Annotated in this window: 13 protein-coding genes; 7 read left to right on the top strand and 6 right to left on the bottom strand. The window is 37.6% G+C overall.

The genetic code is table 11. The features are described 5' to 3' along the window. The first annotated feature begins 4 nt into the window (after positions 1 to 4). Both P253_RS12770 and P253_RS12765 read left to right on the top strand, forming a co-directional pair. Complete coding sequence (locus tag P253_RS12770) at positions 5 to 1420, top strand: hypothetical protein (RefSeq protein ID WP_004777765.1); 1416 nt, start codon at positions 5 to 7, stop codon at positions 1418 to 1420. A gap of 68 nt (positions 1421 to 1488) precedes the next feature. After that, positions 1489 to 2127, top strand: coding sequence for a Cap15 family cyclic dinucleotide receptor domain-containing protein (locus tag P253_RS12765; RefSeq protein ID WP_000530048.1), 639 nt, complete (start codon positions 1489 to 1491; stop codon positions 2125 to 2127). Here P253_RS12765 and P253_RS12760 read toward each other — a convergent pair. Continuing rightward, on the bottom strand, positions 2116 to 3219 hold the full coding sequence (locus tag P253_RS12760) for a nucleotidyltransferase family protein (protein ID WP_001289337.1): 1104 nt from the start codon (positions 3217 to 3219) through the stop codon (positions 2116 to 2118). The genes P253_RS12765 and P253_RS12760 overlap by 12 nt on opposite strands. 488 nt (positions 3220 to 3707) lie before the next feature. Between P253_RS12760 and copM the strand changes: the two genes are divergently transcribed. The 3 genes from copM to P253_RS12745 all read left to right on the top strand — a co-directional run bounded on the left by copM (position 3708) and on the right by P253_RS12745 (position 5086). Next, entirely contained in the window at positions 3708 to 4388 is a 681-nt protein-coding gene (gene copM / locus P253_RS12755) for a CopM family metallochaperone (protein WP_000680279.1), read from the top strand. A gap of 90 nt (positions 4389 to 4478) precedes the next feature. Further along, positions 4479 to 4817 carry an ISC system 2Fe-2S type ferredoxin gene (gene fdx / locus P253_RS12750; protein ID WP_001124186.1) on the top strand — a complete coding sequence of 113 codons (339 nt, stop codon included), beginning with the start codon at positions 4479 to 4481 and terminating at the stop codon, positions 4815 to 4817. A gap of 80 nt (positions 4818 to 4897) precedes the next feature. Then, positions 4898 to 5086, top strand: coding sequence for a heavy-metal-associated domain-containing protein (locus P253_RS12745; protein WP_000394310.1), 189 nt, complete (start codon positions 4898 to 4900; stop codon positions 5084 to 5086). Positions 5087 to 5298: 212 nt separating this feature from the next. On the opposite strand, the gene cueR is transcribed toward P253_RS12745, so the two are convergent. Both cueR and P253_RS12735 read right to left on the bottom strand, forming a co-directional pair. Next, positions 5299 to 5757: a Cu(I)-responsive transcriptional regulator gene (gene cueR, locus P253_RS12740; protein ID WP_001020605.1), complete on the bottom strand. Its 459-nt coding sequence runs from the start codon at positions 5755 to 5757 to the stop codon at positions 5299 to 5301. Between the two features lie 10 nt (positions 5758 to 5767). Further along, a complete protein-coding gene (locus tag P253_RS12735) occupies positions 5768 to 8254 on the bottom strand; it encodes a heavy metal translocating P-type ATPase (protein WP_000536249.1) in 2487 nt (828 codons plus the stop codon). A 121-nt stretch (positions 8255 to 8375) separates the two neighbouring features. Here P253_RS12735 and P253_RS12730 point away from each other — a divergent pair, with 121 nt between their 5' ends. Beyond that, positions 8376 to 8684 carry an ArsR/SmtB family transcription factor gene (locus P253_RS12730; protein ID WP_000008556.1) on the top strand — a complete coding sequence of 103 codons (309 nt, stop codon included), beginning with the start codon at positions 8376 to 8378 and terminating at the stop codon, positions 8682 to 8684. A gap of 246 nt (positions 8685 to 8930) precedes the next feature. Continuing rightward, a complete protein-coding gene (locus tag P253_RS12725; protein WP_000094607.1) occupies positions 8931 to 10004 on the top strand; it encodes a cation diffusion facilitator family transporter in 1074 nt (357 codons plus the stop codon). 185 nt (positions 10005 to 10189) lie between these two features. Here P253_RS12725 and P253_RS12720 read toward each other — a convergent pair whose 3' ends face one another. The 3 genes from P253_RS12720 to P253_RS12710 are packed head-to-tail and all read right to left on the bottom strand — an operon-like array spanning position 10190 to position 13967. Further along, a complete protein-coding gene (locus P253_RS12720; protein ID WP_016659713.1) occupies positions 10190 to 12070 on the bottom strand; it encodes a hypothetical protein in 1881 nt (626 codons plus the stop codon). A 44-nt stretch (positions 12071 to 12114) separates the two neighbouring features. Beyond that, the gene (gene cap4, locus P253_RS12715) at positions 12115 to 13503 is read right to left on the bottom strand and encodes a CD-NTase-associated endodeoxyribonuclease Cap4 (RefSeq protein ID WP_001276481.1); all 1389 of its coding nucleotides are present in this window, start codon (positions 13501 to 13503) and stop codon (positions 12115 to 12117) included. Positions 13504 to 13505: 2 nt separating this feature from the next. Beyond that, positions 13506 to 13967 (bottom strand): Mov34/MPN/PAD-1 family protein, encoded by a 462-nt coding sequence (locus tag P253_RS12710; protein WP_000913090.1) that lies wholly within the window; start codon positions 13965 to 13967, stop codon positions 13506 to 13508. Positions 13968 to 13971 lie beyond the last annotated feature (4 nt).

The raw sequence follows: 13971 nt of genomic DNA, 5'->3' as shown, positions 1-13971 counted from the left end.
CACCATGCCTCAGTGTGATGAATGTGGTGATGCGGTTGAAAAGATACACCGACTTTATAAACAGCGTAACTATTGCCATAAGTGCTATGTACGAGTTTTTAAAAAACAGGATTGTCCGTCGTGTGGTAAAAGTTCCAGATTATATAAAGCTGATAACTTGGCCGTTTGCCAACAATGTGAAACCAATAGACCTTGCATTAGATGTCAGCGTATTGATTACCCTATAGGAAAAATAACGGAGCAAGGCCCTGTTTGTAATAGTTGTTCAGTTTATTTTAGAGAGTTTCAAGCTTGTGAACGGTGTGGTGTGACATCACAACGCTTATCTCGTATCAGCCGTTTTGGAGATAATTTAAGAGTTTGCCCAAAGTGTGCAACCCGTGATTACCAGACATGCCAAAGTTGTAGAAGATATAGGTTGATTGAACAGGATGTTGTGTCAGGCAAAATGCTTTGTAAGAAATGTTTGACCTGTCCACCACTTCAATGTCTAACTTGCCAGCAACAGATTCCTGCTGGATATGGGAAATACTGTGAATTATGTACATGGCGAAGAATATTGGGGAATAGGATTAAGGAACTGGTTAATACATTAGTAAATCCAAGCCTCAAAGGTTACTTTAAAGATTATATGAATTGGCTTGATCATGAGGTTGGACCGCATAAGGCTGCATTACTAATTCGTAAACATATTCATTTTTTTGAAAAGACCAGTGATCTTTGGGGAGATCAGATCCCAGACAATGACTCTTTATTACATAGACTAAGAACAAGTGGTTTACGCAAATATGAGCTGCCCATCCGGTGGTTGGTTGCAGTACATCACCTGCATATAGATACCCAATCTAAAGGCCACTGTTCTGAATTTGACCAACTGAGAAAACTGGCGAACTCATGTCCTGGTTCATCGCTTTCAGCCCAAATTCTTCAGAACTATTATCAGGTTTTAATAAATAAAATGGATTTAGGGAAAACGAGTATACGTTCTGCCCGTTTAGCCATGAAACCAGCATCTGCTTTAATGCTGTTGGTAAGTCAATCACGATTAGATTTACCAACAATGTGGCATGTAAAATATTACTTATTTAAGTCCCCTGGACAAGCTTGCGCTATTGTTGGCTTTCTTAATTTTTTAAACAAGAATTATGATACGAACCTTGATACGTCATGGGTACTAGATGAAAAAATAACAGAAAAAAGTAATATGAAGAAACTGGAAAAACAATTGTTGGCCATCATGAAAGCCCCAGAGGAAAATTTTAATGAACTAGAGTGGATAAAGTTAGGATTGATGTATTTTCATAATTTGGATAAATCCTTTTTTAATCAAATGGATAGTATTAATTATAGGGGGCTGAATGATGGCTTTGAAGTGAGGTTTGGTGATCAGCAATATTGGATACCTAAATTGCTTGTATAACTGGACCATATAACGCTAATGTAGCTACATAAAGTTAAAACTGAATTTTGGGCTTCCAGAGGGTATGTATGGGGCAATTAGGTCATGAATATTGTGTTCATAATGGATTCAATAGGTCTCATGCAGGGAAATATGTTTATTCACTTGCTACGTTTATATCTTGGATATTGATTTACTTTTTACTGAAGTTCTTGGGTGGATTGTCTCCTTATTGGAATGTCATCATTTCTAGTGCTATCACTGCTTTATTATTTCTTACTTTTTATTTTCTATTTGATAAATGGATATGGAAAACAGGTTTATTTTTCAAGATTCTGAAATATCCTGATATTTCGGGAGAATGGTCATGTAAAGGTATCTCTGATTACCAAGAAGAAAATTCTGAAATGATTAAGCACAATAGAGAGTGGATTGGAAAAGTAACAATTTTACAAAGTTGGGATAAAGTAAGAATCAGATTAGAAACAGAATTTTCCACATCTGACAGTATTTCTGCTGCAATTATTTATGACGAAATTGAAGAATACAAAGTTCTTTATAGTTATGAAAACAAACCAAAAGATTTAGATCATGAAGAGTTACGTATCCATCGAGGATTTGTAGAGCTGACACTTCATAAAGACAATAAAAGTGCCAGTGCTAAATATTATAATGTTACTGGTCGAAGAACCATGGGAACAATGTTATGGGAAAAATTAGATAACTAATGGATAAGAGCCAATGGTTTCGTCATATAGGTAACCCAAATCTTTACGTATTTCCGTAACGAGTTTATCTAAGGCAATGCTCATTGTTGTGAGAGAGGTTTCTTTCTGATAACTATCAAATATTTTTCTGGTCATATCAGGTGTATATAAGCTATTTCTATAGTTTGGGTTATGATACAGATAATCAAAAAATCTTTTTGTTTCAAGAACTATTGCTAAAGCATTTGTTCTACCTTTCTTTAAATTTTCTAGATTGGAATGATACATAATAGAGGCTAGATCAAAACTACTTAAGTAAATTACTTTGCCCTCTTCAACTAAATCGGCTTTTATTGTTTTACAAAGGCGGATAGATTTTTTCAATCCTCCATCAGCATAGTATTTACATTTGTAATCTATATAAAAAATATGCTTGAAAGGTAAGTTCATCAATGTAGTAGGAGTTTTATTATCTAGAATATTGACTCCTCTTAAATAAAGGTGCTTTTGTTGTTGGTACTCATATGTTTCTACCCAATGAGAGGGTACAACATCTACATCCCGAGGAAGTGATCCACCTGTTAAAGTTATAGATTTAGCACCAGTAGTATCAATTGTTACGGCAGGATATGCTTGTCTTAATTCATAAGTGCACGCGTTCCTGAGTTCTCTTAATATTTTTATATCATCATGACGTAAAGTACCTAAATAACCCTCTGTACGATAATGTGATTTGTTAAGTACAAGTAAATCAACATCACTTACACCTTTGATATGAATATTTAGGGGAACTGACCCTTGTAATCTGTATTCTGTGACAATGTTATGATTATTTAGTAGCCTAGGCTCTAATTGTTTTTCAATTCTTTTAGCAGTTTCAATACTGATTTCTGTGTAACGTTTACTAACTTCTTGCATTGCTCCTACTGCATAACGGATAGATGGTTTGTCTGATACAATCTGCCATTTTTCTATTGTACGTTTTAATTCATCAAACTCATTAAATGAAGTTACGCCTGCTGTTACACTATCAAAAGCATTGTATGTAAGGTCAGTACCTTTTCGTCTTTTCTCTAATCTGTTCAATCTTTTATAAAAATCAATTTCAGACATTGTGAAACTCAAAAAATAGTAGTTATGGTTAAAATAATTATACCTTAATAATTATTTTAAGGTTTTAATAAATAAGGTTTTATTGTCATAAATGCTCAAATTTAAGATGGGAAGTAAGATAATTTTTAAGTATAAAGTTTGAGAATGTTTGTAGTCTTTTGTAGTGCATCCAATAGTCAAATAAATAATTGTGAAACCATGAAGACACATATCACATTGATATTTATATAAAAATATTATTTGTGATTGGAGGTGATTTTTTTAATTCTATTGATTATTGTGACTCACTACGGAGTTAATTGTCTTTAAGTATTTGTTTTTAATTGTTTTATTCTTTTAATTATTTTTATTTGATTAGGTGTTGACCTTACCATAATTGGAAAGAATAGAGTTGCTACATCAAGGGTAATGATGTACCTGATATGAAAGAATAACTTCCGAGCTTATTACCCATTATTTTTTCATAATTGTAGTAAGAGGATAACTCCATGAAACACTTTGTTCCAATGTTAATGATCGGTGCGATTGTATTTAGTGCGGGGTGTTCCTCTTCTGACGCTCCAAAGGAAAATTCAATGAGTGAGAATAAACATGAAAGCCATTCAATGCACCATGATATGAATGGTTCAGCTAAAACAGATAATCCATCTACAAATGCCTATATGGAAGTAAATACTCGTATGCACAGCGGAATGGGTATTGATTTCACGGGAAATGCAGATACTGACTTTATGTTGGGTATGATTCCTCACCATCAGGGTGCGGTTGATATGGCAAAAGTAGTTCTTCAATACGGTTCTGATCCAGAAGTGCGTCAGCTTGCCGAGAACGTTATCTCTGCCCAAGAGTCAGAAATCAAGATGATGAATGAATGGTTGGCAAAAAACAAAAATCATTCTGGCAGCAAAAATGAAGATAGCCCATCAACTCAAGCATATATTAAGATCAATGATGAAATGCACGCAGATATGATGGTTCCATTTACAGGAAATGCTGATGTTGATTTCATGAGAGGCATGATCCCCCATCATCAAGGTGCAATTGATATGGCAAAAGTAGTTCTTCAATATGGTTCTGATCCAGAAGTACGCCAGCTTGCTGAAGATGTTATCTCTGCCCAGGAATCAGAAATCAAGATGATGAATGAATGGTTAAGTAAACATAAGTAGATACTTCTCTATTCGATATTCTTTTAAATGAGGGGCTTTTTAAAGCCCCTTGTTTTATCTATAAATTTGATGAATTGAGGATTATGTTATATGCCAAAAATTATAGTTATTCCGCATGAAAAGATTTGTCCAGAGGGTGCGGAACTTGAAATTGAAAGCGGAAGTAATTTATGTCGAAGTTTATTGGATCATGGCATTCCCATAGAACATGCCTGCGATTTATCAGGTGCATGTACAACATGCCATGTTGTTCTGAAAAAAGGGTTCGACAGTTTAGAAGAAATGGATGATGTAGAGGCGGACTTACTGGATCGTGCCTGGGGGCTTACGGCCCAATCAAGACTATCTTGCCAGGTTAAGGTCCAAGATGAAAACTTGGAGGTAGAAATACCTAAGTACACAGTCAATTATATATCTGAGGGACATTAATTTTACTTTTAATGCTTGACCTTACAATTATGGCAAGGTTTATATTAAACACATCCTGAATAGTAATAGTGGAGTTAAATATGGAATTTCATGTTGAAGATATGACTTGTGGTGGCTGTGCCCGTGGTGTAACCAGAGCAATTCAAGCAATAGATGCCAATGCAAAGGTCATCACCGAACCACCCAATCGTAGTGTAAAAGTTGAAACAACTGCAACACAGCAGCAAATCGTTGAGGCTTTAACCGAGGCTGGTTTTCCTCCTCGTTAAAAACGGACGAAATGATAAAGCGACTCTCTATTGAGTCGCTTTTTTGTGGGCAATGAATTATAAGCTCAATATTTAGGAATGTTTGTGATGTTAAATTAGCAGTTATTTGACAATGTAAGTATCTAAAAGAAATGACATATTTTAGTTCATAGTTATAAATATAAAAAATAGGGAGAAGTAAAATTAATTTTACTTCTCCCTATATCCTATTGCTATTTCTTTCGGGTTAAAGGTGAAACGGAAAGCAGGTCGTTATGATGGTGAACGTCCTTTATTTCATTGTGAGGTTCTTGCAAGCCTTCAAGAATCGGACAGTCGGGTCTATTATCACCAGCACAACAGTCGATTAAGTCCTTGAGGGTATTCGCCATTTGCTGTAGGTCATTGATACGTTCTTCCAGCTTTTCACTATGACCCTGAGCAAGGCGTTTGACATCAGCACTCTGTCTACCGCGGTTATTCCATAAATCAAGTAAGTCTGATATTTCTGCTACTGAAAAACCGAGTTCACGACTTCGCTTGATAAACTTTAAACGTTCAACATCATTTGCTGAGTAAGAGCGATAACCTGCATTATTACGTCCCGCAGCAGGAATTAGGCCAATCTGCTCATAATAACGAATCATCTTGGCGGTAACTCCCGAAGCTTTAGAGACTTTACCAATGTTCATCATATCCTCCTTAGCCTTGACTGACGGATGGTGGCTGGAATCGACGTAAACGTAATGCATTGCCAAGTACAAATACACTGGACAAAGCCATTGCTCCTGCTGCAAAGATTGGGGACATCAGTATTCCATAGGCTGGGTACAATATACCAGCAGCAACAGGAATCAACATGGTGTTATAGGCAAATGCCCAGAATAAGTTCTGGTGAATATTACCAATCGTTGCTTTGGACAAGGCAATCGCATTGGCAACACCTTGTAAGTTTCCTGACATTAACACGACATCGGCAGATTCAATTGCAACATCTGTACCTGTACCAATCGCAAGTCCGACATCAGCTTCAGCCAAAGCGGGTGCATCGTTAATCCCATCACCCACAAAAGCGATATTGCCGTATTTTGCTTTCAGCTCTTTAACCGCACTGACTTTACCCTCTGGTAGAACTTCAGCAATCACTTCATCAATACCCAATTGTTTGGCAATTGCCCGAGCAGTACGAGCATTGTCACCCGTCACCATTGCTACCTTGAGACCTAATTGGTGTAGAGCCTTAATCGCTGCTGGCGTTGTGGTTTTGATTGGGTCAGCAACTGCAATAATTCCTGCCAGTTCACCATCGACAGCAACATAAAGTGGTGATTTACCCTCATCACCCAGACGCTGAGCTGTGGCAACAAATGGAGCAACATCAATACCAAGTTGAACCATATAACGGTCTGCACCAATATTGATTTCTTCATTACCATTGATGGTTGCACAGACACCCATGCCTGTGACTGAATCAAACGTATCAACTTTAGGTAAAGTCAGGTTTTCACTTTTTGCCGCATCAACAATTGCTTTAGCAATCGGATGTTCAGAACGGGATTCAACAGCCGCAACCATGCCTAGGACATAATCACGCTCAAAGAATTGAGTCACTTCAAAGTCAGTCAGTACGGGATGACCCTCTGTTAATGTCCCTGTTTTATCGACTGCAACAACTTTGGCATCCTTTAACAGTTGTAAGGCTTCGCCTTTGCGGAACAGTACTCCCAACTCTGCACCACGACCTGTACCGACCATAATTGAGGTTGGTGTCGCCAATCCCATTGCACAAGGACAGGCAATGATCAACACTGCCACCGCATTAACCAATGCAAAAGTTAAGGCTGGTGATGGACCAAAAATCAGCCAGACCAGGAATGTAAGCACTGCGGCAATCATCACCGCAGGTACAAACCATAAGGTCACTTTATCCACCACAGCCTGAATCGGCATTTTAGAACCCTGTGCCTGCTCAACCAAACGAATGATTTGAGCCAGCATAGTTTCGCCACCCACCGCCACAGCGGTAAAAGTCAACGTGCCATTCTGGTTAATGGTACCGCCCACTACATCACTGCCGATGCCTTTTTCCACAGGGATTGGTTCACCTGTAATCATGGATTCATCGACAAAGCTTTTTCCATCCGTGACTTGACCATCAACAGGGATTCTTTCCCCTGGTTTTACAATGATAATGTCACCTGCAACCACTTGGTCTATTGCAATATCCACCATTTGACCATTGCGTAAAACATGGGCAGTTTTGGCTTGTAAGCTGACTAAACGCTGGATTGCTTCAGAGGTTCGCCCTTTGGCTTTTGCTTCAAGGAAACGACCCAGTAAGATTAATGCGACAATCACCGCAGCCGCTTCGTAATACACATTCACCGTTCCTGATGGGAGGATGTTTGGTATGAATGTGGCAACAATAGAAAACAAATATGCTGCTGATGTTCCCACAGCGACCAAAGAATTCATATCAGGAGCTAGACGGAATAATGCAGGAAAACCTTTCTGATAGAATCTTCGTCCTGGAATAACCAAAACCAGTGTGGTCAGTATGAATTGTAAATACCAGCTATTCTGCATCCCAATAGTTTGATCAATCAGTTGATGTACACCAGGGATAAGGTGAGATCCCATTTCCAGAATAAATACAGGTAAAGCCAACAGGGAGGCGAGAATCAAATCACGTTTAAGTTCAGCACGTTCCTGATCTTTTTTCTCAAGCTGCTCTGTCTGGTCAGGAATAGAAGCCTGAATTTCTGTGGCATCGTAACCAGCTTTATCAATTGCGGCAATCAAGGCATCGACATTTGCTGTACCACTGACCGTTGCACGCTCAGTTGCAAGATTGACATTGGCTTCTTTTACACCTGCAACGGCTTTAAGGGCTTTTTCGACACGACCTACACAACTGGCACAGGTCATGCCTTTAATTGATAATTCAATATTATTTGCAGGCACGTCATAGCCTGACTGTTCAATGGCATGAACCAGTACCTGACGATCCACAGGCTGATCAAGTACAATATCTGCACGTTCTGTCGCCAGATTGACCGAGGCTGACTGTACACCATCAACTTTTTTGAGGGCTTTTTCAACACGTCCAACACAACTGGCACATGTCATACCTTCAATTTTTAATGTAACTTTCATATTATTAGAAAGCTTATTTGTTGCTGTTCCCATAAGATATACCTATAGAGCTTATCCAGTTGCTAAGAGCATAAACCTTGCCATTATGGAAAGGTCAAGGGTAGAATATGTAAACATCTATATTTTCGCTAATGACTGGAATTTAAGTATAAATATGAGTTTTAAAGATCACCCTACAGAATTATCTCAAGAGGAGATTATGTCTTTAGCTGAAACATTTCGGCTATTGGGTGATGCTTCACGACTTAAAATTCTACTTTTTTGTATGCGTGGACCTAGTTCAGTAGGTGAAATCAGTGATGCCCTTGATTTATCCCAGTCCTTGGTCAGTCACAATCTACGTTTATTGCGTTCAGCCCGTTTAGTCAAAGGTGAACGTCAAGCTAAACAAGTCTTTTATGAAATAGATGATATTCATGTAAGTCAGGTTCTATCGGATATGGCTAAGCATATTTCAGAGTAATGTAGCAAACACTCATTTTCTTCACTCCTTTTTCTTCTTAAAAATATATACATATGATCATTTATTCATATTTGCTATTCAAGTAGCAATATTTAAGTTATTTTAGCACTAAACATATGAATGATTAAACATATGTTAATTTGTTATGTATTTTTAAGGCTGATCTATTGACCTTCCACATCGGTGATTACTACAACAATCATCCATTGCGTAGTCAGTTAGAGCCATAATCAGGAATGCTATAAAATGTCTTCGCACAACCATACACAAGATCACAAGCATAAACACTCTGAACATGATCATTCTGGGCATAAGCATAGTCATGGTAACGGCCATAAACACAACCATGATCACTCAGGACACCATCACGGTCATGGTGGTCATCATCATGATCACGACCACAGCCATATCCCGAGTAATAAAAAAATTCTGACCATAAGTTTTTTACTGATTACCATTTTTATGGCAGTGGAATTTATAGGTGGTTTTATTACCAATAGTTTGGCCTTGATTTCGGATGCTGGCCACATGCTGAGTGACTCTGTTGCACTTGGTATTGCACTTGCAGCAGTCTTTATCGGTCAAAAACAGATTACCAAAAATAAAACATACGGCTATCAACGCTTTGAAATACTGGCTGCTGCATTGAATGGTATTACACTGGTTGGTATCGCACTGTACATCTTTATTGAGGCAATTCTACGGTTCCAGCAGCCACAACATATTGAAGTACAAGGGATGTTGATCGTTGCCAGTATTGGATTGCTGATTAATATCATTGTTGCAGTAATGATTTTTAAAGGTAGTGATACCGAACACGACTTGAATATGCGAGGTGCTTACCTGCATGTACTCAGTGATTTGTTAGGTTCTATTGGCGCAATTGCTGCTGCGCTATGTATCTACTTCTTTGGATGGGCCTGGGCAGATACTTTAGCCAGTGTTCTAGTTGCAATACTTGTTCTTCGCAGTGGATATTCAGTTGTAGTAAAGGCTTCGCATGTTTTAATGCAGGGTACACCAGAAAAATTTGACTTGGCAGAAATCAAAGAAACCATTCTTCAAGACCAGCGAATTCAAGGTGTACATGATTTACATATATGGAGTCTGACAAGTAAACGTTATATTTTATCCTGCCATATTGTTGTAAGTGAAGAAATGAGTATGCAGGAAGTGCAGATACTCTTACATGATCTGGAGAATGTCATACAAAATCTAGGTATTGAGCATGTCACTATTCAGGCTGAAACATCACTCAACAATCACGATGATATTCATCATTGCATTATTGAAAATATACCAAAGGATTCAGAACACTGAGTTTAAAAAGGTTAAATATTCCTAATATAGGTGCTTATCTAGTCACAAGTGGTACCCAAGTTTAATGGCACTTAAAAGTGCCATTAAACTATATATAATTCAATTTGATATGTAATAAAATTACCCATAGGAAAGAATTATGGAATAGGCTAAAAGAAGATGGTCACAATTGTAAGATTCGAAAATTATTTTTCCTCCTTTTCCTCCTTTTCCTCCTTTTCCTCCTTTTCCTCCTTTAACTTGATATTCGTAATTCCAATTTTTCTTAGAGCATTCAATAACGTTGATTCACCCTCTGACAAGCCAGCAGATTTTGAATGTCTAAAAACAAATAATTGAGTAACCAAATTGGAGCCTAGGAGAGTTGTCGTATAAGAGCCCTCTGACAAAGGCAGGCTCTCCATGAGCCCAGAAATATACTGCTCAAATTGTTCTACGGTTCTTGACCTAAATATTAGACCAGCATGCCCACGCTCCTTGAGAACACTTTCCCCATCTACAGTTGAAACGTAAGTCGCTGGTTGTATATCGAAAAGATAAACTGGAGGGCAATTTACAAGAGATAATCGGATGACCAATGCTCCACGAAGTGCTGTTTTATTTGAGTTTGCATAACACCAATTTTTATAAGTTTGTTTTTCTCCATCTGTAATATCTTTATTATTTAATGTTTCTGAATTAACGAAAAAAGCCATGAGAGTGGGTTTATCGCTGTAATCAAACTCTTCCTCAAAAGTATAATAGTGGACTGCATTGACAATACTGGGATTTAACGAGCGTGCCTTTAAACATGCATTCCATAGGCCCATGATTCTTCCATGATATGGAGCTTCAAACTCTGTATCTCCATTAGTGGTCGGGTTAATTTGGACATTTAGAACTTCCTTAGAGCTATCAGGTTCTCCTGTACCAACTGTATTGGTTTCTTTAGTATTTTTCTTTCTCTGTGGTTGGGTGATGGTTCTTTCATACTTTGTTTTACTTTTTTCCCCGATAGGGCCTGAACCTAACCATGTAAATTCATGACCTAAAATAACCGATTGTAATAATGGTTTGCGCCCTCCTTGATCTTCAGATACGTTAATCTGACCAGGACCTAGTTGCAACTGAGGAGGATTAGGTGAGTTGACATCTACAGGTTTCTTAATGCGGTGAATTACCTTTGGAACACGTCTGATAAGTGTTTGATCAGGTAGTTCTATTCCAAGAATTGTCAAGGCTAAAAAAGCATTGGTGTCAGGAATACAAAAACCTGAAACCCTAATTTTTCTCGTTTCCTTATGCCACGGCATTACTTTAGGGTATATATGGTTTCTTTGGATAAAATCATCATGTTTTGCAATACTGCTAAATAAGATTCTTACGGCATCTTGGGTATATTCGCTATATTTATAGTAGGCAATAAATACATGATCATCTGATGTGAGACTATCACCTATAAGGATAGTCCATGTATTTTCTTCTTCTGGATGAGGGGTGTAGAGCCTTTCATGTCTTTCGACCTCATCATATGTTGTTAGAATTCTAGGAAGTTCTGTAGAGAGGCCATATCCTCTCACCAGAAACTCAAAACAAGGTACGAGAAGCTCCTTATATTCCTGATCCTTTAAAGAGAAAGAAATACAATTTTCACGTTGGCTTGGGTTAATATAAAACTTATTCCTGTCTGAGAAGAAATGATCTATTTTTCCTGTCTTTTCATCTCGCTTATATGCTTGAACAAAGGTATGTTTAAAATTTGTATGATCAATATCAAATTCCCGTATTTCCAAAGGAAGATAGTCAACTAATCGTTCATGGTGCCAAACTGTTCCAATAGGCCAAGACATCAAATCTGTTATATTTGCATCAATAAAAATAAAATTATCTGTGGGTGTGTAATCTTCCAGAAGTTCCCTAAAAGCCACATGAACTTTAGGTTGAGCATTTCTACGATCAGCTTTTGCTAACGCCCCATACCACCAAACCATTAAGAACTTTTCAGCATTGGATTCAAGGACTTTGAATGCGGGTGATTTTTTATCTGAAGAGTTATCAGTATTTTCTTCATTAGAATGATTGTTCATGATCAACCTCTCTATTGGTAATATTATCGAATAATCAATTCTTCTTATAAGTTCAGTTCGGCTGTAGGGATATATTGCCCATCTACCCAATCGTAAAGCTGGATATCGCAAATACCATTCAAGCGATGTCCCAAGACCATTGCAAAAACTGAGGGTGCTTTAATAAAGAGGTGTAATTTAGATAACTTATTTTCGGATTTAAATGAAACTAAAGCAGATTTTGCCTCTCTCACAGCAAGATTTAGAGTCTCCATATTATCAATGGCATGAGAGCTTTCTAAATTCAATCTAGGCAAGCTCTTTACTTCATTAATCGTAGAGTCAATGTCTTTACCTATAGCTGTAGGAAATCCGATAGCGACTATGGCTTCAGTTTCACCCTGTGGTTCAACAGCTTCGATTTTAGTAAAAAATTGTCCCTCTTTCTGTTTATGGTCATCAGTGCGATAAATGAGGCCATTATGTTCTATTTCGAGTAGGAAATTACGTGTGGCACTAAAAACATAGCCAAGCATACATGCAGTGGACATTCTTTGTTTGCCATCTATAAGGAGGGTTCTACGGTCACCACTGTTATGAATGAAATCCCCAATCGATACTGCTTTTTTGATTAGGCTGTTCCAGTCGCTGGAGGTTTTTTGAGCACGATCAGGACCATTGAAATCACTAATATCTAAGTTTAAGTCTTGATACTGACTGGATGATGCTGAAAGATTAATTTTAATAGGATCTAATAGCCACTGGCTTCTATCTTCTTCAAGAGCATGGCAAATAAAATTTTCAAAGTCTTTGCGATATATTGGACCAAAAGAAGAACGAGAAATCAGGTTTTTAAACTGATCTTTTAGTTGTTTGACCTGACTCCTGAGCAGTTCAATATTTATTGTGTCTTGAATTTCACTTAGAAATATAGACTCACTATTCTCAGAATTAAAAGTTATGAAACCAACATAATCAAGAGCAAATTCAGCTAAAGAGAAATCAATTTTTTTACCAACACACCAATCAAGGTATTCCGAGCGCCCATTCACTGAAACTGAAGAGTCGTCATCATAAGAAGATCCAACCCCTCTTAATCGGTCTATTTTTGAAATTAATGGTGAGATAGCGGTGTTATAACTTGGGCATACTAAATTAAACCAAATAAAGTTTTTTGGGTGGGTATCAAAAAGACTTTTAAAACGCCTTATTTCATCCCAAAATTCCGTAGCCGTTAAGGAGTGATTTTTTGCTTCATACATTACATGTAATGACTTTTCCGAAGAAAAATAACAAACTTCTATATCACTTAATGCTTCACTCACTATATGGCTAAATGCACTTTGTGAAAGCCATAGCGGTAAGCTCCTTAATACAAATGCATCCTGATATTCAAATCCTACTCGTGCAATCGCACCACCAGTTGATTGTTTTTCTAACAGACTCGCACTCATTATTATCTCTCTAAATCTAGGGTGGATCGGTAACAGGAACCATCTGGTAGGTAGGTGTGAGCACTGCCATCAAGATGATTGTTTTTTAAATGAAAAATCAGTAAGACTACAAAATTTGCACCCACTTTTGGATCGGACACCAATTCCCTCATGGTGTGATGGTCTTTACTGCTGGGTTGTACACTGAAGAGAGGATGGCTATGCCATTCACCTAAATAGTTAAATTTTTGATAATTATTGTTTGTTGATTTATGAAAAAGACGGATTGCTTTAATAGCATCCGTAATTCCACGTACAAAGGATGCTATCGTTCCACTCTTTTGAATAGTTAATGAGTTAACTCTAAAATGGTTTGTACCAATATGCTCACCCATTAAAACACCGCCACATTCGTGGGTTCCAGACTTCAATAGGGCTTTTACCAGTAAAACTTGTATGTCAGTAGGAATGGATATTTTCAGCATCAGT

It is taken from the genome of Acinetobacter indicus CIP 110367, from assembly GCF_000488255.1.
GTDB lineage: Bacteria > Pseudomonadota > Gammaproteobacteria > Pseudomonadales > Moraxellaceae > Acinetobacter > Acinetobacter indicus.
Note: the sequence above shows the minus strand (reverse complement) of the source record. Positions and strands in the feature narration are given on the sequence as shown.